This window comes from Pseudomonas sp. NPDC090592, assembly GCF_044769185.1.
Classification (GTDB): Bacteria; Pseudomonadota; Gammaproteobacteria; order Pseudomonadales; family Pseudomonadaceae; genus Aquipseudomonas.
In genome coordinates, this window is the sequence record NZ_JBIVXJ010000007.1 from 140630 (window position 1) to 163299 (window position 22670).

Below are 22670 nucleotides of genomic sequence, written 5' to 3' on the forward strand. Positions count from 1 at the left end.
AGGGGCGCAAAGCGCCCCCCGTCCAAACCCCGTGTCAACGGCGGGTAGCGCCCTGGTTTTCCTTGGCATTGAGCACCGCCGTGTACTCCCCCGGGTCAGCCCCGTTCAGGTAGTAGTTGCCCACGTTGTGCAGCCGCCAGCGGATCGGGTCGTGGGTGGTGTGCACCCGGGCATTGCGCCAGAAGCGGTCGAGGTTCCACTTGCTCAGCGAAGCGCTGGCCCCCAGCAACGAGAACAGGTCACTGGAAATCTTCAGCGATGCCGCATCGGAATGCGCACGGGCAGTGGCCACCGACAGGATCAGCTCATCCTGCAGCACCTTGTTCTCCGGGTCGCGCTCGTGGTCGTCGAACACCCGCGCTGCCTCACGCAGCACCGCCTCGGCACCGCGCAGCGCCACGGCATATTCGCCGACCTGGCGAATCACATGGGGCTCGTCACTGGCGCGCTCGACACCGCTTTCCACCCAGGCCCGGGCATGCTCGCGCAGGTACTCGACCGCCGCTTGCAATGCGCCTGCGGCGATGCCGGTGTCGATGGCGGCGTGGAGGATCTGCGGGAAGGTCAGGCCGGTGCGTTTCATCGGCCCGCTGCGGCGGGTGAGGTAGCGTTCGTCGAGCACTATGTTGTCGAAGTTGACCGTGCCGCTCACCGAATTCTGCTGGCCGAAGGCCTGCCAGTCATCGACCAGGGTCAGCCCAGGGGTGTCGCGGTGCAGCAGCACGCCGACGCCGCCGTCCTCGCTGGCGGCGGTCAGCGAGATCCACTCGGCGAGGTACGAGCCGGTGGAGTAGAACTTGCTGCCGTTGAGCACCCACTGGCCATCGGCACGGCGCTCGACACGGGTCTTGAGGGCGAACTTGTTCTTGCCGCCGACTTCGGCCAGGGCATTGCCGAAGCGCTTGCCGGCCAGCACGTCGGCGATCAGCCGGTCGCGTACTTCATCCGGGTAGCCAGTGAAGATGCCGCGCAACATCACATTGTGAATCTGCAGCAACTGACCGACGCCGCCGTCGGCGGTAGACACCAGGCGCACGGTTTCGACAACGGTCTGCACCGAGGCACCGAGGCCGCCGAACCGGGCAGGTACCGCGATGGCGGTCAGGCCGCTGCTGGACAACAGCTCGGCTTGGCGGTGGGGGAGCTGGCCGTTGTTGCGCGGGTCGGCGGCCAGTTCGGCGATTTGCGCGGCGACCTGGCGGGCGGTTTCGATGGCTTCGGTTTCGCTGGTCAAGCGGCGGGCGGGGGAGGGTTCTATGGCGCTCATGTGGGGTCTCGGTCTTTTCTGAAAGGGCCAGTGCGCCTGTTTCGCGGGCTCGCCCGCTCCCACAGGAACCAGGGTTGCGCAGGTCCTTGTGGGAGCGGGCATGCCCGCGAATGGCCACACCGCGGTCCCAAGCCCCTGAGCAATATCTTTGCCACCCCTGTTCAGGCCCCATCCTGCGTGGCTTGCGCAACCTCTTGCTGCTCCAGCAGCAGCCACCCTGCTGATCTGGCAGCACCCCGCCCGCAATCCTGCTCCCAGCCAAGCACCCGGCCCTCTTCCAAAACAGCCAATCCCAGGTAAATCAGGGCCTCCAGCGGTTGGCACGCACACTGCAATGGTGCTTGCACGACGCCCAAGGAGCCACCCCATGTCCCTCGTAACCCCCACCGCAAAACGCCTGGCAGACGACCCGTCCGCCCTGGAGCGTATCTGGTTCACGCGCTGCCCCGTGCCCACCGCTTCAGGCATCGCCTACAAGCTCGGCTGGCTGGAGCAGGAATTCGCCGCCGACGGCCTGCCGGTCTCGACCTTGCAGGAGGCCCGCCAGCTGGGCCACCACCACTACGATCACCAACTGCCCGGGCTGTTTCGCGAAGGCGGCAACGTACCGGCCCTGGCCGCACGGGCAGCCGGCTCGCCCAGCCGGCTGATCGGCCTGACCTGGATCGAGGAATGGCAAACCATCCTGGTCCGCCCGGACTCGGGCATTCGCAGCGCCGCCGACCTGCGTGGCAAGCGCCTGGCCTTGCCGGCCTGGGGCGACAGCCGCCCCGGCAGCATTGCCCGCGCCATGAGCCTGCATGGCTACAAAGGTGCCCTGGCCTCGGCCGGCTTGCAGCTGGATGACGTGCAACTGGTGGAAGTGGCGTTGCTGGACCAGGCCGATGCTGCCACCCCGCAGCTGGGTTTACAGCGGCTGTGGTCGGGGCTTGAGTACCTGGCGCGCGGTGACGTCGATGCGGTGTACGTGAAGGGCGCTGCGGCGGCCGATGCAGCACGCCGGCTGGGCCTGGTGGTCGGCGTCGACCTTGACCTGCTGCCTGACCCGCGCCACCGCATCAACAACGGCACGCCGCGGCCGATCACCGTGCACCAGCGCCTGCTCGACAACCATTTCGACCTGGTGGCGCGCTTCCTTGCGCAAACCTTGCGTGCCGCCGAGTGGGCGGCCGAGAACCGCGCCGCGCTCAACCGCATCCTTGAAGAGGAAACCCGCGCCGGCAGCCAGGGCGTAGCCGAGGCCTACCGCGGTGAGTTCCACACCACGCTGGCACCCGACCTGTCCGCGCAACGCTTGGCCTGGCTCGGCACGCAAAAGGATTTCCTCTACCTGCATGGCTTCCTTGAAGCCGATTTCGACATCGCCGACTGGGTCGACCCTCGGCCTCTGCAAGCTGCCCATGAACTGCTGGCCCAGCGCCGCGCCTGACCTGACTGGAGACTGAACATGACCGTACTGACCAACGAACGCCCCGTCACAGCCGAACTGCAGGCTTTCATCGACCAGGTGGTTGCCGAAGCCGAAGCGGCTTTCAGTGTTTTCCGCGAAACCAACACCATTACCGCCAACGGCACGGTTGGCTTCATCGAGCGGGTGCCCGGTGAAGAACTGCTGGTGTCGGTGAACTACGGTGGACCGTGGAACCACCGCAAGCCGTTGCAGGCCACTGTCACTGACTTTGCCGGCAACGTCATCGTCGGCAAGGGCAAAGGAGGACTGGGCCGATACACCAAGCTGTTCCAGGCCCACCCCGACGTCACCACCGTGTCGCACGTGCACAGCCCGTACCTGGGCGCATGGGCGCAAACCCACCGCACCTTGCCGTTCCACTACGTGCCGGTGCAGCGCTACCAGTTGGCCCGCGAGCTGCCGGTGTACATCGACCGGCGCCAGGCAGAGGTGGATTTCATCCTCGAAAAGATTGCCGAGAACCCGTTCAACCTGGCAATCCTTGAAGCCAATGGCGGCGCCACGGTGTGGGGCAAGCAGGGCCTGCGGGCCACGGCGGAATTCATCCTGTTGCTGGAGGAGGGCGCGCAGATCCAGTTGCTGGCTGATGCCCTGGGCGGGTCGCGGCCTTATGGGCCGGGGGTGCTGACCCAGCAATGGAAGATGAGCGGGTTGTATGACCGCGCTACCGAGCTGGGTCTCGTTCCAGGCATTGATCGGCGTAGTTGATCAGAACGCCGGGGGCGCTATGCGCCCCTATCGCGACACAAGGCCGCTCCCACATGGGGCGGCGTACACAGGGCCGTTGTGGGAGCGGCCTTGCGTCGCGATGGGCTGCGCAGCAGCCCCAAGGGCTTGCAGGTAAACCTCTCATTTGAAACAAGGACCCACCGCCATGGCAGTAAAAATCCTCTGGTACCTCACCACCCCCGACGGCCCCTATCCCTGGGAGCCTGAAGGTCGCTGGCACACCGATTTCGAACACCTCAAGCAACTGGCCATCGCCGCCGACCGCCTTGGCTTCTACGGTTCGCTGCTCGGCTCCAGCCCCAACGAAAGCCTGGCCGTGTCGGCGGCGTTGATCGACGCCACCCAGCGCCTGCGCTTTTTGGTCGCCCAGCACCCTGGCGAGCTGTCGCCAGCGGTACTGGCCAAATGGGCGCTCACCTTCGACCAGTTTTCCAATGGCCGCTTGCTGTTCAACGTGGTCAACGGCAATGACGCAGGCCTGGCCACCCTGGGCGTGCATTACCCGCACGATGAACGCTACGACTTCAGCCTGGAATACTGGCGTGCCTTCCAAGGCTTCTACGCAGGCGAAACCGCTGGCTACGACGGCCGCTACGTCAAGCTTGCACCGCGTTCGCCAGCCGCCGCCCATCACCCGCTGGGCGGCTGGCACCCACCCAGGCAAAAGCCCGGCATCCCGCTGTGGGGTGCTGGCACCTCGGCACCGGGCGTCGCCCATTCCGTGCAGTTGCTGGATGTATACCTGAGCTTTGCCGATACCCCGCAAAAGCTCGGTGACAAGTTCCGCCGGGTAGCGGCCGAAGCCGCCAAGGTCGGCCGCGAACTCACCTACGGCACGCGCTTGCAGGTGATCGTGCGCGAGACCGAGGAAGAAGCCTGGGCCCATGCCGAGCGCCTGTTGCAACGCACCTCGCTGGCTACCGCGCGCGCGGCCATCGAGCGCCAGTTGCCCGCGGGGCAAACGTTCGACAGCTACGTCAGCGACGACCCGCGTATCCAGCGGAACCTCGACAGCATCCGCGCCGGGCGCCTGCCCACGGCCCGTGAGCTGGAAATCTACCCCAACGTCTGGCTGGGCCCGAGCCTGTTCGGTTTCAACATTCTCGGCCCGGCTGCTGGCACCTACCTGGTCGGCAGTGCCGAGCAGGTCGCCGAGCGCATCCGCGAATACCAGGCCCAGGGTACGTCGGCGTTCATCCTGTCGGGCTTCCCGCTGATCGACGAGGCGCACCGGGTGGCCGACCTGTTGTTCCCGTTGCTCGACCTGGACCACGGTTTCGAAGTGCCGCGCCTGGGTGCGGCAAGCAAGCCGGTTGTGGCACAGCCAGCATAAGGAGAGGGTGATGAGCGAGCTGTTTTCGCGCCGGGTGTTTCTCGGCAACAGCCTGGCCGTGGGTAGCGGCTTGCTGCTCGGCGGCGGGCTGCTCAGTGGCTGCGACAGTGGCACACCGGCAGTGGCCAGTTCGGCGCTGCCAGGTACGCCAGTGCACGGTGGGCGCTTGCGGGTGGGCATTATCGACGGCGACCAGGCTGGCAACCTCGATGCGCACAAACCGGTAGGTGGCGGCATCATTCGCGGGTGGGCACTGTACGCCAAGTTCTGGGAATGGAATGCCGATGTCAGCACACGCCTGGCATTGGCCGAGTTTGCCGAGCCGAATGCCGATGCCAGCGCCTGGACCATCCGCCTCAAACCGGGGCTGGAGTTCCACCACGGTAAAAGCATCACGGCCGACGACATGCTGTTTTCGATCCTGCGCCTGACCGACCCGCAACTGGCTTCGCCGTTCGCCGGGCTGGTCGGCGCAATCGATCGGCAAGCCTTGCGCAAGCTGGATGAGCGCACCCTGGAGATCCGTTTTAAGCAGGGGCAGAGCTTCTACCCGCTGGATGAAACGCTGATCAGCTTTGGCGGCATCGTGCCCACCGACTACCACCCGGTGTCCAACCCGGTGGGCGCTGGGCCGTACCGGCTGAAGCGCTTCATTCCGGGCCAGCGCTCGCTCTATACCCGTTTTGAAAATTACTACAAACCCGATCGCCCCTATGCGGACGAACTGGAAATCATCGAGTTCAAGGACCAGGTGTCGCGTGCCGCAGCCCTGCGTGCCGGCCAGATCGACGTGGCCAGCGGCGTGCAGGCCGAGCACAGTGCGTTGCTCAAGGCCGACCCGCGGCTGCGGCTGTATGCCTCGCCGACCACCTCGTTCACCGGCTTCAACCTGAATCTGGCCAAAACGCCGTTCCAGGATGTGCGTGTGCGCCAGGCGTTCCGCCTGCTGGCCGACCGGCAGGAACTGGTGACGCGCGGGCTCAATGGTTTTGGCCGGGTGGCCAACGACCTGTATTCGCCCCACGACCCCACCTATAACCATGCCATTGCCCTGCGCCCGTACGACCTGGACCAGGCCCGCTCGCTACTGCGCCAGGCGGGGCATGCGGATTTGCGCGTCGAACTGACCACCACGCCGGGGCCTGGTGTAAACGCGGCACTGGTGTTTGCCCAACAGGCGTTGAAGGCCGGGGTGCAGGTGAAGGTCAACCAGGTGGACGGGTCGGTCTTCAACGGCCCGCAACGTGAGCAATGGCAGCTGTCGCCGGGCTCGACCCCGGCGCGTGGTTTTCTCGCCACGGCGTTGCACAACGATGCGCCACAGGCCATCTACAACCGCAGCAACTTCCACGACCCGCGCTTTACCCAACTGTACCAGCAGGCCCTGGCTCAACCCGACCTGGCACAGCGCAAGGCCTTGGTGCATGAAGCCCAGGCCATCCAGCACGAACGCGGGGGGCTGCTGATCTGGGGGTTTTCCGATGTGCTCGATGCCGCGTCGGCCAAGGTTGGCGGGCTCACTGCGGAACAGACCACCTTCGCCTCCTGGCGCTTCGACGAACTCTGGTTGAACCCTGATGCCTGACACTCGACATACCCCCCGCACGCCGGCCTGGCTGGCCTGGTTCATCGGCCGCCTCGGTTACGGTCTGCTGACGGCCTGGGTGATCAGCCTGGTGGTGTTCATCGCCACCCAGGCACTGCCCTCGGACCCGGCACGGGTGATCCTGGGCCCGGATGCGCCGCTGGAAAGTATCCTCACCCTGCAGCGGCAACTGGGCCTCGACCAGCCGATCCTGGTGCAGTATCTACGCTGGCTGAGCGCGGCGCTACGCGCAGACCTGGGCATTTCACTGGACTCGCAGGTGCCGGTGGCGCAACTGCTGTTTGGCCGCCTGGGCCACACCCTGGCTTTGCTGGCCGGGGTGCTGGCGCTGGTGGTGCCGTTGGCCCTGCTGCTGGGTGTAAGCCTGGCGCTGCGGCGCGACAGCCGGTTGGACCGCTGGGGCTTGTCGGCGTTGATCCTGCTCAAGGCCACGCCGGGTTTTTTACTGGCCATCGGCCTGGTGCTGTTGTTTTCCATGCCCGGCATGAGCTGGCTGCCGGCAGTGTCGATCCTCGACCCGCAGTTGCCATTATGGCGGCAGTGGCCATCACTGGTGCTGCCGGTGCTGGCCCTGAGCCTGACGGCGCTGCCGTACCTGACGCGCATGGTGCGGGCTTCGATGATCGAGGCGCTGGAGTCCGAGTATGTGACCGCCGCGCGCCTGCGCGGTATCCCGGAGCGCCGCATTGTCTGGCGGCACACGTTGCCCAATGCCCTGACCCCGGCGATCCAGGGGGTGGCGCTGACCCTGCGCACGTTGGTCGGCGGTGCGTTGCTGGCTGAGGTCATCTTCAGCTTTCCCGGCATTGGCACCGCGTTGAACGCGGCGATCCAGATGCGCGACCTGCCGATGATTCAGGGTGTGGTGCTGGTCATCACGCTGGCGGTGGTACTGATCAACCTGCTGGCCGACCTGCTCACCGTATTGCTCACCCCCAAGCTGCGCACCGCACGCCGGGTGCGAATGATCCGCCGTGTTCGGCGGGGCATTCGCCCGTGGTGGCGCCGCGCACGCAGCAACCCTGCCCAGGAGGCAACCCATGATTGAATCCCGTTGGCTGGCCGACCCGCAGGTGCGGCGCGGCGCTGTGATTACCTTGCTGCTGGCGCTGCTGGCCGCATTCGGCCCCTGGCTGGCACCACATGCACCTACCGCGATGGTCGGGCCGGTGTATGGCCCGCCGGCTGCCGGTGCACCGTTGGGGTACGACTTTCTTGGCCATGACCTGCTGTCGCGGTTGCTCAGCGGCGGCCTGTCGGTGCTGTGGATGTCGGTGGCAGCGGCCACCCTGGCCTTGCTGGTCGGTGGCAGCCTGGGCTTGTTGGCCGGGTTCTCACGCAGGCGCCTGGACCAGGCGATCAGCTGGGCGGCGGATGTGTCGCTGGCGTTCCCGGACCTGATCCTGGTGCTGCTGATCGTGTCCATGCTCGGCCGGGCGCCGTGGCTGATCGTGCTGACCGTGGCCATTGCCTTCACACCCGGGGTCATTCGCCTGGCCCGTGGCAGCGCGGTGGCGGTTGCCGGGCAGGAGTTTGTCGAGGCGGCGCAGATGATGGGCTATCCGCGTTGGCGCATCCTCTTTCAGGAAATCCTGCCGAATATCCTCACGCCGCTGTTGGTGCACTTCGGCAACATGCTCACCTGGGCGGTGGGCATGCTGTCGGGCCTGAGCTTCCTGGGCTACGGGGTGGCACCACCCGCTGCCGACTGGGGGCTGATGATCAACGAAAACCAGGCCGGCCTGCTGGTGCAGCCCTGGGCCGTACTGGCGCCGGCGCTGCTGATCGGGGTGTTTGCCTATGGCACCAACATCCTGGCCGAAGGCATTGGCCGGGCCAGTGCGCGGGTTGGGGAGAAGCAGCCATGAACGCGCCGTTGAAGAGTACCGGGGAAGTGTTGCGGGTCAGTGACCTGCGGGTGGAGCTGGCCGGGCAGGTGGATGTGCTGGCCGAGGTTTCCTTCAGCGTGGCTGCAGGGGAAATCGTGGGCCTGGTTGGCGAGTCCGGTTCGGGCAAGACCACATTGGCCACGGCCTTGCTGCGCCATGCCAGGCAGGGCGCGCGCATTGCCGGGGGACGCGTTGAAGTGGCAGGGCAATCGCTGCTTGAACTTGAAGGCGAGGCCTTGCGCCTGGCCCGTGGCGGGCTGGTCGGCTACGTGGCGCAGGACCCGGCCACGGCGCTGAACCCGGCACTGCGCCTGGGGGCCTTGTTGCGTGAAACCCTGTTGGCGCACCAGCCCAGGTTGTCGGGGCAAGCCGTGCGCAAGCGCATCGGCGAAACCCTGATAGATGTGGGCCTGCCCGATGACGACGCGTTCCTGCGGCGTTTCCCGCATCAATTGTCTGGCGGGCAGCAGCAGCGGGTGATGCTGGCGTTGGCGTTTGTCCTGAAGCCGAAGCTGATCGTGCTCGACGAACCCACCACGGCACTGGATGTGACCACCCAGGCGCATGTGCTGCACACCCTCAAGGGCCTGTGCCGCGATCAGGGCGTAGCGGCGCTGTATGTCACCCATGACCTGGCCGTCGTACGTGGCCTGGTCGACCGGGTGATGGTGATGTATGCCGGGCGGCTGGTGGAAGTGGCCGGGCGCGAGGCGCTTTTCCGCACGCCAGTACATCCCTACACCCGCGCGCTGCTCGCGGCCATTCCCGACATTGCCCGGCGCCTGCCCTTGCAGGCGATTGCCGGGCATGCGCCAGCACCGGGGCAGCGGCCGGATGGCTGTGCCTTTGCCCCGCGCTGCGCCCGGCGACAGGCGCAATGCGCGGTGATCGAGCCGTCGTTGCTGGCGCATGCACATGGCCATCAGGTGGCGTGTCTGGTGCCCCGGCAGGAGGCCATGGCCTTGGGCGATGCGCCGATCAATACGCTGGCAGCAACGGGTGACGTGCTGTTGGAGGTGCAGGGCCTGGATGTCGCCTATGACCGCCAGGTGCTGTTCGATGTGTCGCTGCAGGTGCGCCAGGGTGAATGCCTGGCATTGGTCGGTGAGTCCGGTTCGGGCAAGACCAGCCTGGCCCGGGCCATCGCCGGGCTGGGGGAGAACGTGCAGGGGGCGCTGCGCTACGCAGGGCAACCTTTGGCTTTTGCCGCCCGGCAACGTGATGCGCAGCTACGGCACCAGATCCAGTATGTGTTCCAGAACCCATACCGGGCATTGAACCCACGGCAAACGGTCGGGCAAACCTTGAGTGCACCGTTGGCGCACTTCTTTGGCGTGCGCGGCAGAGAAGCCCGGCAGCGGGTCGAGGCGGTGCTGGCGCGGGTATCGTTGCCGGCGCGGGTGGCGGACCTTTACCCGCAGGGGCTTTCTGGCGGCGAACGCCAGCGTGTGGCCATTGCCCGGGCGTTGATCTGCGAACCGAAGTTGCTGGTATGTGACGAAGTCACCTCGGCGCTGGATGTGTCGGTACAGGCGTCGATCCTGACGCTGCTGCGGCGCTTGCAGGGCGAGGGGCTGACATTGCTGTTCGTGACCCACGACCTGGGCGTGGTGCGGGCGATTGCCGACCGCGTGCTTGTGCTGCGCCAGGGGCGGGTGTTGGAGCAGGGTAGTGCCGAGCAGGTGCTGGACCGACCGGCTGATGCCTACACCCAAGGGTTGGTGGCGCACATGCCGAGCCTTGGTGGGGATGGCACCGGCTACGCCGGTGTTCGCGGCTAAAGCCGCTCCCACAGGTACTGCATAAGCCTGAGGCCTGCGCGTTCCCTGTGGGAGCGGGCAGGCCCGCGAAGAATCCTGCGCGGTATGGGGCACTGGCTGAAGCCGCTGCTGCAAGGCAGGGGCAGGTCTAGCGAATGAAGTGCACCTTGCCCGTGTCATCATTGCCCATGTAGATGCCATACACGCCGGCCTGCCGCTCCAGGATATAGCGCTCCAGGATTTGCCGGATCGCCGGGTAGTAGATCTCGTCCCAGGGGATTTCGTCCGGTGCGAAAAACTTGTACGCCAACGTCTCCGCCCCGTACTGCCCGGTTTCTTCGGTGGCGATGGCGCGGAAGATGATGTACACCTCGCTGATTTTCGCCACGCTGAAGATCGAGTAGGGCGAGACGATATCGGCCCGCACGCCGCTTTCTTCCCACACCTCGCGCAGTGCCGCCTGCTCGGTCGTCTCGCCGGCCTCCATGAACCCGGCCGGCAAGGTCCAGGTACCCGGGCGTGGCGGGATGGCGCGCTGGCAGAGCAGGTATTTGCCATCGCGCTCAATGATGCAGCCGGCGATGATCTTCGGGTTGACGTAATGGATGTAACCGCAGCCGGTACAGTGCAGGCGTTCGTGGGTGTCGCCTGTGGGAACGCCCCGGGCCAGTTCCGTGGTGCAGTGCGGGCAGTAGCGCGGGGCGTTGGGCATGATCAGCGGCCTATGCGGTTCTTATATACGTGGATCCTTCAGCGCCAGGGGCTCGACCATGTCGCGTACCTTGGCGTTGTCATTTTGCTTCTGGCGCAGGTAGTCCAGGGCTACCTTGGCGGCAGCGCGGACGTGGTCGACCGAGGCCTGGTGGGCCACCAGCGGGTCGCCACCCTTGATCGCCTCGACGATCTTTTCCATTTCGCGGTTGCTGGCGCCACGGCGGTTTTCCTGCGACACCGAGGTGGCACGCAGGTAGCTGATGCGTGCCTGCAACTGGCGCAGTTGCTGGGCCGCCACCTGGTTGCCGGAGCCTTCCAGCAGCACATCGTAGAAACCTTGTACCGAGTCCAGCACCTGTTGCAGCTCGCCTTCTTCGAGGGCCTCGCGGTTGACCTCCAGCGCACGCTCCAGGGCACGGATGTCCTTGGCCTTGGCATTGAGGGTGAACAGCTGCACGATCAGGCCTTCGAGCACGCAACGTAGCTCGTAGATGTCGCGGGCGTCTTCCAGGGTGATGATGGCGACGCGCGGGCCCTTGGCGTCGGCGAACTCCACCAGGCCTTCGGACTCCAGGTGACGCAGGGCTTCACGCACCGACGTGCGGCTGACGCCGAGGCGGTCGCAAAGGTCGCGCTCGACCAGGCGGTCGCCTGGGAGCAGGTGGAAGTTCATGATCGCGGCGCGCAGCTTGTCGAGCACGATTTCACGCAGGGTAACGGGGTTGCGGTTGACCTTGAAGCTGTCGTCGAGTGGCTGGCGTTTCATCAGGTGCGCTCTTTATGAGGCTGTTGCGCCAACATCGTGGACCGCCCCGAACCGAGGCGTTCCATGCAGTGGTTCGAACAGCCCGTTGTTAACGGGTTGACTCCGCATCGGCTTCGGCAAAGGCTTCACGGGCCAGGCGGAAGCTGTCTACCGCCGCAGGTACGCCGCAGTAAATGCCGACCTGGAGCAGAATTTCGCGAATCTGTTCACGGCTCAGGCCATTGCGCAATGCGCCGCGAATGTGCAGCTTGAGTTCGTGGGGCCGGTTGAGCGCGGAAATCATGGCCAAGTTTATCATGCTGCGCTCTTTGAGCGACAAGCCTTCGCGGCCCCAGACATGGCCCCAGCAGTATTCGGTGACCAGTTCCTGCAATGGCTGGGTGAACGCGTCGGCGTTCTGGATCGAGCGGTTGACGTAGTCCTCGCCCAGCACCTGGGTGCGGATCTGCAAGCCTTTCTCGTACTTTTCATTGCTCATGTGCAGTACTCCGGAATAAAACAGGGGCCGCAACCGAGGGTGAGACGATTAGCGCGGCCCCCAAAAACAGGATTATCGGCGTTGGCTGCTTCGCGGGCTTGCCCGCTCCCACAGGTAGTGCACAGGTTTCAGCAACTGCGCGATCCCTGTGGGAGCGGGCGAGCCCGCGAAGAAGCCAATGCGGTCTGTCAGGCCAGCGGCGGCAGGGCGCCCAGCTTGCCTTTGTGGTAAACCATCGGCGTTACCGGCTGCTCGGGCAGCACCAGGTTCTTCACCGCACCCACGATGATCGCGTGGTCCCCGCCGTCATACTCGCGCCACAGTTCGCATTCGATGATCGCCGTGGCCTTGGCCAGCAGCGGGTTGCCCAGCTCGCTCAGGTGCCAGTCGATGCCTTTGGCCTTGTCCTTGCCCTTGCCGGCAAACGCATACGCCTCGGCGGTTTGCTCGGCGGACAGCAGGTGAATCGCGAACTGCTTGCTGTCGCGCAGGATCGGGTAGGTGTCGGAGGCGTAGTTGGGGCAGAACAGCACCAGCGCCGGGTCGATCGACAGCGCGCTGAAGGCGCTGGCGGTGATGCCGACGATGGCGCCGTCGGCGTCCAGGGTGGTGACCACCGTGACGCCGGACGGGAAGGAGCCCATCACGTCTTTGTAGATGCCAGGTTCGATCATCTGGTGTTCCTCTTAACGCATCACGAACGGGTCGGGCATCGGCGCGGTGGACAGGTTGATCCACACGGTCTTCAGCTCGGTATAGGCCAGCACCGAATCGATGCCGCTCTCGCGGCCGTAGCCGCTGTTCTTGAAGCCGCCGATCGGTGCCATGGCCGACACGGCGCGGTAGGTGTTGACCCAGATGATCCCCGAGCGCACGTCGCGGGCCAGCCGGTGGGCACGACCCAGGTCACGGGTCCAGATGCCGGCGGCCAGGCCGAACTGCGAGTCGTTGGCCATCTCCAGCGCCTCTTCCTCGCTCTTGAAGCGGATCACCGCCGCAACCGGGCCGAACACCTCTTCCTGCATGATGGTCATCGAGTTGCTGTCGCACTCGAACAGGGTCGGCTCGTAGAACCAGCCTTCACCCTCGACCTCGGCGCGTTTGCCGCCCATGTGCAGCTTGGCGCCTTCAGCCTTGGCCGCCGCGACCAGGCCTTCGACCACGGCCAGTTGTTGCGCGGTCGCCATCGGGCCCATTTCGCTGGCGTCATCTTGCGGGTTGCCGATGCGAATGCGCTTGGCACGGGCGATCAGGCGTTCGACGAATTCGTCGAAGATCTCGTCCTGCACCAGCAGGCGCGAGCCGGCCACGCAGCTTTGCCCGGAGGCGGCATAGATGCCGGCCACGGCGCCGTTGATGGCGCTGTCCAGGTCGGCGTCGGCGAAGATGATGTTCGGCGACTTGCCGCCCAGTTCCAGCGACAGCTTGGCGAAGTTCTCGGCGCTGCTGCGCACCACGTGGCGGGCGGTGGCGGCGCCGCCGGTGAAGGCGATCTTGCGCACCAGTGGGTGGCGGGTCAGCGCCGCGCCGGTGCTTGGGCCATAGCCGGTGACCACGTTGACCACACCCGCCGGGAAGCCGGCTTCAAGGGCCAGGCGGGCCAGCTCGAGGATGGTCGCCGAGGCGTGCTCGGACGGCTTGAGCACGATGGTGTTGCCAGCGGCCAGGGCAGGGGCCAGCTTGATCGCGGTGAGGTACAGCGGGCTGTTCCATGGAATGATGCCCGCGACTACGCCGATCGGCTCGTGCACGGTGTAGGCGAACAGGTCGGGCTTGTCCAGCGGCAGGGTGCCGCCTTCGATCTTGTCGGCCAGGCCTGCGGTGTAGTGGAAGAACTCTGGCAGGTAGCCGACCTGGCCGCGGGTTTCGCGGATCAGCTTGCCGTTGTCGCGGCTTTCCAGCTGGGCCAGGTGCTCCTTGTTTTCGGCAATCAGGTCGCCCAGGCGACGCAGCAGCTTGCCGCGGGCGGTGGCGGTGATGCTGCGCCATTCCTTGCTGTCGAAGGCACGTTGGGCGGCCTGCACGGCCAGTTCCACATCGGCTTCATCGGCGTCGGGCAGTTGCGCCCAGGCCTGGGCGGTGGCCGGGTTGAGGCTGTCGAAGGTCTTGCCGCTCTGGGCATCGCGCCATTGGCCGTCGATGCACATCTGGAAACGAACGAGGGTCATGCAACTATCCCCTTGGCGGATTCGGTGAGGGTGCGGGCTTGGGCGAGGAAGTCCAGCAGCATCTTGTTGACTTCACGCGGTGCTTCTACCGGCATCATATGCCGTTGTTCGGCGAGGACCACACTGTGTGCACCCGGAATGCTGGCGGCAAGCTGGCGGGTCATGGCCGGGGTAGAGCCCGAGTCGAGTTCGCCGGTGGCGATCAGCGTCGGCACCTGGATGCTGCCCAGGTCGCCTGCGCGATACATGTCCTGGGTGGCGAACAGCGAGTATGTGGTGTGGTAGCCCTGCGGGTCGTTGCTCGCCAGCACCTGGCGAATGGCGGCGACCTGCGCCGGGTTGGCAGCCTTGTACTCACGGCTGAACCAGCGGTCCAGGGCAGCATCGACGTTGGCGTCGGGGCCCAGCTGCGCAGCCTGGGCGGCGCGGGCGATAACGCCGGCACTCTGCTCGGGGGTGCGGTTGAACACGCTGTTCAGTACGACCAGTGCAGCCAGGCGCTGTGGGTAGTGCAGGGCAAATGCCCGGGCAACCAGACCGCCCATGGAGAAGCCGATCACGGTCGCTTGTTGAATTTGCAGGTGGTCGAGCAGTTCGGCGAGCTGGGCGGCATAGCCTTCCAGGCCGGTATCGGCAGCCGGCAGGGCGCTTTGGCCGTGGCCGAGCATGTCGTAGGCGATGACGCGGTAGTCGTTGGCCAGGCCAACGATCTGACCGCCCCACATTTCCTTGTTCAGGCCCACGCCGTGGATCAATACCACGGGTTGGCCCTGGCCGACGGACAGGTAGCTGGTGCCGGCAGGCGTGTGTTCAGCGACAGGCTGAATCATGGAGGGCGCTCCTTGAAGGTCGGGCGCGGCGGGTAAGCACGCCACGCCCCGGCCCGTCTTGGTTGTTGTTATTGAGCGTTGGCTTTTTCGGCAGCCAGTTCTTCCAGGTCGATGTAGCGGTTGCCGATGCGCGGGTGCAGGCGGCCGCCGTCGGCAGCGCCCAGGACCACGACGATTTCATCGGCGCGCGGGGCGTCTTCGATCTGCATTTCCAGGGTGATGTAGTGCGAACGCAGGCCTTCGTCATCCTTCTGCATCATCGGGATCTGGATCGAGGTGCCCGGGCCGCCGCGCTTGTTGGTGAAGCTCAGGTAGCTCTTGGCCTGTACCGCTTCGCGGTAGTGGTTGCCAAAGCGCAGGGTGTGGATCACGGCCGAAGCGTGCTCGATTTCGCCATCGGCGCCGACCACGGCAGCCTTGCCGTAGGCTTCGATCTTGTCGGCACCGCCGATGGCGGCAGTCAGGCGCTCGACCATCAGTGCACCCAGCTCCGAGCAGTTGGCGCGGATTTCCGGCTTCAGATCTTCAACAAAACCGCGACCGGCCCATGGGTTCTTGATCACGACGGCCAGGCCGACCATGGTCACCGGCTTGTCGGTGGCCTTGCCGCCTTCGATGCGGGTCTCTTCGGAGTAGGTGACGATCTTGCGGATTTCGAAACTCATGGGTGGCTCCTGGTGAGGGTTATCAGCTCTTGTTGTCTGATGGTATACCATAATATTTGTTGTGCAAGAGGGGGCTGGAAATTTCTCTTGCGAGGGGACGAAAGGTGGCGTGATGCCTTGATTTCTCTATTACCTGTACTGGCCTCTTCGCGGGCTTGCCCGCTCCCACAGGTACAGCGCACAGCTTGAAATCTGTGGTGGCCCTGTGGGAGCGGGCAAGCCCGCGAAGAGGCCGGCACAGGTTTCACAAAAAAAAGCCCGCTCGCGCGGGCCACAGGGGCCCACGTGAGCGGGCTGCGTCCCGCAATGTTTCAGGCAAAGGGAATTCAGGCGAACGCCGGCACCACTTCCTTGATGAACAGCTCCAGCGACTTCTTCTTCTCGGCGTGGGGCAGGCTGTTGTCGCACCAGAAGCTGAACTCGTCGACGCCCAGTTCCTGGTAGTACTTGATGCGCGCGATGATTTCTTCCGGTGTACCGATCATGGTGTTCTTGCGGATGTTCTCCAGCTGGAACGCCGGCACTTCGGCAAACTTCGACTCCGGGCTTGGCTCAAGGAAGCCATTGACCGGTACGGTCTTGTTGCCAAACCAGGCATCGAACGTGCGGTAGAAGCGCGAGATGGCCTGGGCGCCGACTTTCCAGCCTTCCGGCTCCGCCGGGCTGTGCACGTGGGTATGGCGCAGCACCATCAGTTGCGGGCGCGGTACATCCGGGTTGTTGTCGAGGGCAGCCTGGAACTTGTTCTTGAGGTCCAGCACTTCTTCGTCACCCTTCATCAGCGGGGTAACCATGACGTTGCAGCCGTTGGCCACGGCGAAGTTGTGCGAATCCGGGTCGCGGGCGGCGATCCACATCGGCGGGGTGGCGTTGAACGGCTTCGGCACGCTGGTAGAGGTGGGGAACTTGTAGACTTCGCCTTCATGGGCGTAGTCGCCTTCCCACAGTTTGCGTACCACCGGCACCATCTCGCGCAACGCCTTGCCGCCGTCGGTGGCTGGCATGCCATTGGCCATGCGGTCGAATTCGAACTGGTAGGCGCCACGGGCCAGGCCCACTTCCATGCGGCCGTTGCTGATCACGTCGAGCAGGGCGCATTCACCGGCTACGCGGATAGGGTTCCAGAACGGCGCGATGATGGTGCCTGCGCCCAGGCGAATCTTCTCGGTGCGTGCGGCCAGGTAGGCCAGCAGCGGCATCGGGCTTGGCGAAATGGTGTATTCCATGGCGTGGTGTTCGCCGATCCACACGGTGCTGAAACCGCCGTCTTCGGCCATCAGGGTCAGTTCGGTCAGGTCTTCGAACAGCTGGCGGTGGCTGACCTGTTCATCCCAACGTTCCATGTGCACGAACAACGAAAATTTCATGGGGCATTCCTCAACGCTTGAAAGGGGCTGGCGCCGGGCAGGGGAGGCGCCAGTTGTCTCGATTCAGAATAGGCTTCAGGCAAAGGCCGGCAGGCTGGCCATCTTGCCGCGGCAGTACACCATCGGCCGTGGCGCTTCGGCCGGGACGATCAGGTTGTGTACCTTGCCGACCATGATGGCGTGGTCGCCACCTTCATATTCACGCCACAGTTCGCATTCGATAACGGCGGTGGCACCGGCCAGGATCGGGTTGCCCAGTTCGCTCAGGGTCCACTCGATGCCACTGGCCTTGTCCTTGCCCTTTTTGGCGAACGCATAGGCTTCGGCCTGCTGTTCACCGGAGAGCAGGTGAATGGCGAAGCGCTTCTGCTTGATCAGCACAGGGTAGGAATCGGAGGTGTAGTTGGGGCAGAACAGCACCAGCGGCGGGTCCATCGACAGGGAGGAGAAGGCGCTGGCGGTCAGGCCGACAACCGAGCCGTCGTCGTCCAGGGTGGTGATGACGGTAACGCCGGACGGGAAGGAGCCCAGGACGTTCTTGTAGACGGTTGCGTCGATCATCTTGTGTACCTCTAAAAGGCTGCGGTGGTCCGCGGTTTTTATCGTTGATGTGTCTGATGGTATACCGTAATACCTATTTTGCAAGCGGAATTTTCAACCCTGATTTTTCACGATGAACGGCTCAAGGCCACGTAATTAGCGGCTTTGAGCGGTGAGGCGGTTTGTCGCAGGGGTTTCGCGAGCAGATCAGCGGGCGTTTTTTCGTGCGGATCAGTGTTGTCAAAAGTTTGGAATACCATAATATGGTCCGCAGCTGAGAGGCCGCCCTGGATGCGGTTTCCTTACAAAGATAAAAACGACCTTTCGAGCTGAATCCTATGTCCCAACCGTCATCGCAACACCAGTTTGTCGAGAATCACACGGTCGATTACGTTCCACCTGCCGAGCGCCACGGGAAGGCGCGCGACCTGTTTACCCTCTGGTTCAGTACCAACATTGCACCACTGCCCATCGTCACCGGTGCCATGGTGGTCCAGGTGTTCCACCTGAACCTGTTGTGGGGGCTGATCGCCATCGTGCTGGGCCATCTGGTCGGGGGCGTGGTCATCGCCCTGGCTTCTGCGCAGGGACCGCAGCTGGGCATTCCACAGATGGTGCAGAGCCGTGGCCAGTTCGGCCGTTACGGCGCCTTGCTGATTGTGTTCTTCACTGCGCTGATCTATGTCGGCTTCTTCATTTCCAACATCGTGCTGGCAGGCAAGACCATTCACGGCATCGCCCCGAGCGTGCCGATGCCGGGCGCGATCGTGATCGGTGCGCTGAGTGCTACTGCCATTGGCGTAATCGGCTACCGCTTCATCCACATCCTCAACCGTATCGGTACCTGGGTGATGGGTTCGGCATTGCTTGCCGGCTTCATCATGATGTTCATCCAGGAACTGCCGGCCGACTTCTTCAACCGTGGCGCGTTCAACCTGTCGGGCTTCATTGCCACCGTGTCGCTGGGCACCATCTGGCAGATCAGCTTCTCGCCATACACCTCTGACTACTCGCGTTACCTGCCGCGTGAAGTTGGCATCGCCAAGCCGTTCTGGGCGACCTACTTCGGCGCTACCCTGGGCACAATCCTGTGCTTCAGCTTTGGCGCGGTAGCGGTGCTGTGCGTACCGGAAGGCACCGACGCCATGGACGCGGTGAAACAGGCTACCGGCTGGCTGGGCCCGATCCTGATGGTGCTGTTCCTGCTTAACATCATCAGCCACAACGCCCTCAACCTGTATGGCGCGGTGTTGTCGATCGTCACTGCGATCCAGACCTTCATGGCCGACTGGACGCCGAGCATCAAGGTGCGGGTGATCCTGGCATCGGTGATCCTGGTGGGCTGCGGGATGGTCGCACTGAACGCTTCGGCGGGCTTCATCGGCCAGTTCATCGGCCTGATCCTGGCGCTGCTGCTGGTGCTGGTGCCGTGGGCGTCGATCAACCTGATCGACTTCTACCTGATCAAGAAGGGGCAGTACAACATTGCGTCGATCTTCCGTGCTGATGGCGGTATCTATGGCCGCTTCAACCACCACGCGATCATCGCCTATGCCTGCGGCATTCTGGTGCAGTTGCCGTTTGCCAATACGTCGTTGTATGTGGGGCCGTACTCGAACATTGTCGAAGGGGCGGATCTTTCGTGGCTGTTCGGCTTGATCGTGACAGTGCCGCTGTATTACTGCCTGGCTACTCGCGGCAAGGCTGCCGAGAAGGCGGGGCGGGTTGTGAGTGTGAATGACTGATATACAAGTGTTGCTGTAACAGGGGCTGCTTCGCAGCCCATCGCAGCGGTTCGTCGCCACGACAAGCCAGCTCCTACAGGTACAGCGCAAGCCTTGGCCTTGGCGCAATCTCTGTGGGAGCTGGCTTGCCTGCGATGGGCCGCAACGCGGCCCGGCTATTTCAGATCAAACCTTGAACTGCGCCACCATGCCATTCAGGTCCACGGCAAGGCGCGACAGATCCTGCGCCGCCGCACTGGTCTGGTTGGCCCCCGCCGATGTCTGCATCGCCAGGTCACGGATGTTCACCAGGTTACGGTCCACCTCCCGCGCCACCTGCGCCTGCTGCTCCGAGGCACTGGCAATCACCAGGTTGCGCTGGTTGATCGACGCAATCGCTTCGGCAATCACTTCCAGCGCCTGACCAGCACCTTGCGCCACATCCAGCGTGCTGGTGGCACGCCCCTGGCTGCTGTGCATTGCCGTCACTGCCCGCTCGGTTCCATTCTGGATACCCGCGATCATCTGCTCGATCTCGGCTGTCGACTGCTGGGTGCGGTGGGCGAGGGCACGCACTTCGTCCGCCACCACGGCGAAGCCACGGCCCGCTTCGCCGGCACGTGCAGCTTCAATGGCGGCATTGAGCGCCAGCAGGTTGGTTTGCCCGGCAATCGCGCCAATCACATCCAGCACGCGGCTGATCTCGTTGGCATTGCTGGCCAGCTGTTCGATCTCGGCCGAGGTGCCAGTTACGTCAGCCACCAGATGCTGAATGGACGCCAGCGCCTGATTGACCCGGTCACGGCCATCGCGAGTGGTCTGGTCGGCGCCTTTGGAGGCATCGGCAGTGCTGACAGCATTGGTCGCTACTTCTTCGACGGCGGCGGTCATCTGGTTGACGGCGGTGGCCGCCTGGTCGATTTCCGCGCTCTGCTGGTGCAATCCACGGCTGGTGTCTTCGGTGACGGTGTGCAGCTCTTCCGAGGCCGAAGCCAGTTGGTCGGAAGACGCCGCGATCTTGCGAATGGTATCGCGCAAGCTCTCCTGCATGCGGCTCAGGGCACGCAACAGCAAGGCTGGCTCGTCGCTGCCGGAAGCGCGAATTTCCCGTGTAAGGTCGCCGGTGGCTACACGTTCGGCGACAGCCACGGCATCGGCCAGCGGCACCACGATGCTGCGGGTAAGCACGACGGCAATGGCGGCCAGGGCGAGCATGATGATCACCAGCGACGCGATGACTGCGGTGAAGGCTTCGTCGGCCACGTCACTGCTGCGCTGCGAGGCATCCTCGGCGCCTTTGCCGTTATAGGCTATCAGCGCTGCCATTGCCTTCATCATGGTGTCGGCGTATTGAGTGAGGGGGCCGCTGATCTGCTGCTTCGCCTCGTCCATGCGGCTGGCGGCAATAGCCTGCAGTACGCGCGATTGCAGGTCGAGGTATTGCTGGTGGGCAGCATTGAAGGCGTTGAACAGGGCTCGGTCATCGGCGGCGATGATGGTGTCTTCGTAATCCTTGAGGCCGCCTTTGAGCTGCTCGTTGATGCCCTTGAGCATCTCGATGTTGCGTGCACGTTCGCCGGGGTTGTCATCCAGCGCGGCGCGCAGGGTGACGGCGCGGGCACGGCCGAGGTTGGTGCTGATTTCACTGAGGGCGACCACGGCGGGCATCCAGGTGACCCGGATCTCGTCGGTGGCCTTGTCCATCTGCCGGGTTTCATGGATTGCGATAAGGCCCATGGCCAGGACCAGTACGCCCAACAGGGCGAATACGCTGGCAGCGCGAATGCCGATCTTCATATTCCGTAACTGCATGGAAGGCTCCTTGACGGTGGCGTGCAGGCGTCAGGAGCTTGGTCGGAAAGCCGGGTCACCGGAATGGCGCCAGGCTCTTGATGCGCTGCGGATTAGTAGTTGTGCCTCACCCTCTTGAATACTTTTTTGATTTTGATGATGCCATATGGCCATCATTGTTGAACAGTCCAACAATGTAACGGCATGATTGACAAAACCGCCATTTGTTGACGGTTTTGTCAGGATCTTGCGGTTAAACGATCGCAATCATCGGATCGGCAGCGGCCAGAGCCACGGCACGATCAGCCGCTGGCGGGTAGATCCACACCGAGTTGATCTGGCGTTTCAGGTTCTTGCCTTCCTGGCCCTGAAGTTTCAGTTCCCGCTCCCAACCTTCGCTGTATGCCGCGCCCCATTCGCCCAGGTCAAGGCAGGTAACGTACTTTGGCTGGCGGTAAACGACCGGCGCCACCCCGAGCAGATCGGCCATGGCATTGTTGCCACTGTGGCGGCCCATCGGAATGGCGTGCTGGCAGGTCATCAGGGCGTGGTTGCCGATCTCGTCGACGGCCGCCCAGGCGGTATCACCGGTGGCATAGATGTGCTGCTGGCCCACCACTTTCAGGTGGTCGTCGACCTTGAGCCGGCCGAAGTCGTCACGCTCGCCGGCAACCTGCGCGGTCAGCGGGCTGGCCTTGACGCCGACGGTCCAGATTACCGTGTTGCTGGCGATGTACTCGCCGTTGTCCAGGGTCACGCCGCCGGCATCCACCGCCACAACCGAGGTGCCGGTCAGCCATTCGACGCCAGCGTGCTGCGATGCTGCGACGATCGACGGTTTGATGCCTGCGCCCAGTGCCGCGCCGATGCTGGTACCACGCTCAACCAGCAGTACCCGGACATCGTCGCCCAGGATGGCGCGCAGCCGGGCGGGCATTTCGGTGGCGGTTTCGATGCCGGTGAAGCCACCGCCACAGACCACCACGGTGTTGCGGGCAGGCGAAGCGGGCAGGGCGGCCAGGCCCATCAGGTGCTGCTCCAGGCGCACCGCCGACTCCATCTGGTCGACATCGAACGTGTGCTCGGCCAAACCCGGGACTGCCGGGCGCGCTACCTGGCTGCCCGCGGCGAGGATCAGGCGGTCGTAGGCGATCTGCTGGCGCTGGCCGTGGCTGTCGATGTAGCTGACGCTGCGTGCGTCGGCGTCGATGGCCTCGGCATTACCGGTAATGAAGCGCACGCCTACGGCTTCGAACAGTTCACCCACAGGGGCCTTCAGGGTATGGGCATTGGCTTCGTAGAAGCGCGGGCGAATGTGCAGTTCCGCTTGCGGGGCGAGCACGCTGATGCTCAGGTCGTCGCGCTGGGCCTGGTCCAGCAGGCGGGCGGCGCTCAGTGCGCTCCAGACACCGGCAAAGCCGGCGCCGATGATGAGGATGTTCGATTTCATGTAGGTGCTCCGCAAGGTTCGAAGAGGGCTCCGAGGGCGGGTAGGTGCCGCTCGAATAACTACGACTGTATTGATCGTAGTTAAAGGGTGCAAGTCTTTTTTCAGAAACGGCGCAGCATCGT

The 22670-nt window shown here is 64.3% G+C and carries 20 protein-coding genes; 8 read left to right on the forward strand and 12 right to left on the reverse strand.

Annotated elements, in window-relative coordinates; translation table 11 throughout:
* Nucleotides 1-34: 34 nt before the first annotated feature.
* Nucleotides 35-1267, reverse strand: coding sequence for an acyl-CoA dehydrogenase family protein (locus tag ACIQUI_RS08210; RefSeq protein ID WP_403196957.1), 1233 nt, complete (start codon nt 1265-1267; stop codon nt 35-37).
* A 367-nt stretch (nt 1268-1634) separates the two neighbouring features.
* Between ACIQUI_RS08210 and ACIQUI_RS08215 the strand changes: the two genes are divergently transcribed.
* The 7 genes from ACIQUI_RS08215 (at nt 1635) to ACIQUI_RS08245 (ending at nt 10076) form a co-directional block, all read left to right on the forward strand.
* Nucleotides 1635-2696, forward strand: coding sequence for an ABC transporter substrate-binding protein (locus ACIQUI_RS08215; protein ID WP_403196960.1), 1062 nt, complete (start codon nt 1635-1637; stop codon nt 2694-2696).
* A gap of 18 nt (nt 2697-2714) precedes the next feature.
* A complete protein-coding gene (locus ACIQUI_RS08220; RefSeq protein WP_403196962.1) occupies nt 2715-3446 on the forward strand; it encodes a class II aldolase/adducin family protein in 732 nt (243 codons plus the stop codon).
* Between the two features lie 166 nt (nt 3447-3612).
* Nucleotides 3613-4800, forward strand: coding sequence for an LLM class flavin-dependent oxidoreductase (locus ACIQUI_RS08225; protein ID WP_403196965.1), 1188 nt, complete (start codon nt 3613-3615; stop codon nt 4798-4800).
* Between the two features lie 10 nt (nt 4801-4810).
* Nucleotides 4811-6385, forward strand: a complete 1575-nt coding sequence (locus ACIQUI_RS08230) for an ABC transporter substrate-binding protein (RefSeq protein ID WP_403196967.1) — start codon at nt 4811-4813, stop codon at nt 6383-6385.
* The gene (locus ACIQUI_RS08235) at nt 6378-7454 is read left to right on the forward strand and encodes an ABC transporter permease (RefSeq protein WP_403196970.1); all 1077 of its coding nucleotides are present in this window, start codon (nt 6378-6380) and stop codon (nt 7452-7454) included. The genes ACIQUI_RS08230 and ACIQUI_RS08235 overlap by 8 nt, the downstream gene beginning before the upstream one ends.
* Nucleotides 7447-8274 (forward strand): ABC transporter permease, encoded by an 828-nt coding sequence (locus ACIQUI_RS08240; protein WP_403196971.1) that lies wholly within the window; start codon nt 7447-7449, stop codon nt 8272-8274. The genes ACIQUI_RS08235 and ACIQUI_RS08240 overlap by 8 nt, the downstream gene beginning before the upstream one ends.
* Nucleotides 8271-10076 (forward strand): dipeptide ABC transporter ATP-binding protein, encoded by a 1806-nt coding sequence (locus tag ACIQUI_RS08245; RefSeq protein ID WP_403196973.1) that lies wholly within the window; start codon nt 8271-8273, stop codon nt 10074-10076. The genes ACIQUI_RS08240 and ACIQUI_RS08245 overlap by 4 nt, the downstream gene beginning before the upstream one ends.
* Nucleotides 10077-10203: 127 nt before the next feature.
* On the opposite strand, the gene ACIQUI_RS08250 is transcribed toward ACIQUI_RS08245, so the two are convergent.
* The 9 genes from ACIQUI_RS08250 to ACIQUI_RS08290 form a co-directional block, all read right to left on the reverse strand.
* Complete coding sequence (locus tag ACIQUI_RS08250; protein WP_403196975.1) at nt 10204-10767, reverse strand: NUDIX hydrolase; 564 nt, start codon at nt 10765-10767, stop codon at nt 10204-10206.
* Nucleotides 10768-10788: 21 nt separating this feature from the next.
* On the reverse strand, nt 10789-11535 hold the full coding sequence (locus tag ACIQUI_RS08255; RefSeq protein ID WP_403196976.1) for a GntR family transcriptional regulator: 747 nt from the start codon (nt 11533-11535) through the stop codon (nt 10789-10791).
* A gap of 88 nt (nt 11536-11623) precedes the next feature.
* Nucleotides 11624-12013 (reverse strand): carboxymuconolactone decarboxylase family protein, encoded by a 390-nt coding sequence (locus ACIQUI_RS08260; protein WP_023535056.1) that lies wholly within the window; start codon nt 12011-12013, stop codon nt 11624-11626.
* Between the two features lie 188 nt (nt 12014-12201).
* Nucleotides 12202-12687, reverse strand: a complete 486-nt coding sequence (locus tag ACIQUI_RS08265) for a flavin reductase family protein (protein ID WP_403196978.1) — start codon at nt 12685-12687, stop codon at nt 12202-12204.
* 12 nt (nt 12688-12699) lie between these two features.
* A complete protein-coding gene (locus tag ACIQUI_RS08270) occupies nt 12700-14181 on the reverse strand; it encodes an aldehyde dehydrogenase (RefSeq protein WP_403196980.1) in 1482 nt (493 codons plus the stop codon).
* A complete protein-coding gene (locus ACIQUI_RS08275) occupies nt 14178-15011 on the reverse strand; it encodes an alpha/beta fold hydrolase (protein WP_403196983.1) in 834 nt (277 codons plus the stop codon). Before ACIQUI_RS08275 ends, ACIQUI_RS08270 begins: the two co-directional genes overlap by 4 nt.
* 68 nt (nt 15012-15079) lie before the next feature.
* Entirely contained in the window at nt 15080-15676 is a 597-nt protein-coding gene (locus ACIQUI_RS08280) for an amino acid synthesis family protein (RefSeq protein ID WP_003256068.1), read from the reverse strand.
* Between the two features lie 326 nt (nt 15677-16002).
* On the reverse strand, nt 16003-17043 hold the full coding sequence (locus ACIQUI_RS08285; RefSeq protein WP_201203224.1) for an LLM class flavin-dependent oxidoreductase: 1041 nt from the start codon (nt 17041-17043) through the stop codon (nt 16003-16005).
* Between the two features lie 75 nt (nt 17044-17118).
* Nucleotides 17119-17604, reverse strand: coding sequence for a flavin reductase family protein (locus ACIQUI_RS08290; RefSeq protein WP_110743159.1), 486 nt, complete (start codon nt 17602-17604; stop codon nt 17119-17121).
* 317 nt (nt 17605-17921) lie between these two features.
* Between ACIQUI_RS08290 and ACIQUI_RS08295 the strand changes: the two genes are divergently transcribed.
* Nucleotides 17922-19328 (forward strand): purine-cytosine permease family protein, encoded by a 1407-nt coding sequence (locus ACIQUI_RS08295; protein ID WP_403196987.1) that lies wholly within the window; start codon nt 17922-17924, stop codon nt 19326-19328.
* 165 nt (nt 19329-19493) lie between these two features.
* Here ACIQUI_RS08295 and ACIQUI_RS08300 read toward each other — a convergent pair whose 3' ends face one another.
* Both ACIQUI_RS08300 and ACIQUI_RS08305 read right to left on the reverse strand, forming a co-directional pair.
* Nucleotides 19494-21119, reverse strand: a complete 1626-nt coding sequence (locus ACIQUI_RS08300) for a methyl-accepting chemotaxis protein (protein WP_403196989.1) — start codon at nt 21117-21119, stop codon at nt 19494-19496.
* Nucleotides 21120-21351: 232 nt separating this feature from the next.
* Entirely contained in the window at nt 21352-22548 is a 1197-nt protein-coding gene (locus ACIQUI_RS08305) for an NAD(P)/FAD-dependent oxidoreductase (RefSeq protein WP_403196992.1), read from the reverse strand.
* Nucleotides 22549-22670 lie beyond the last annotated feature (122 nt).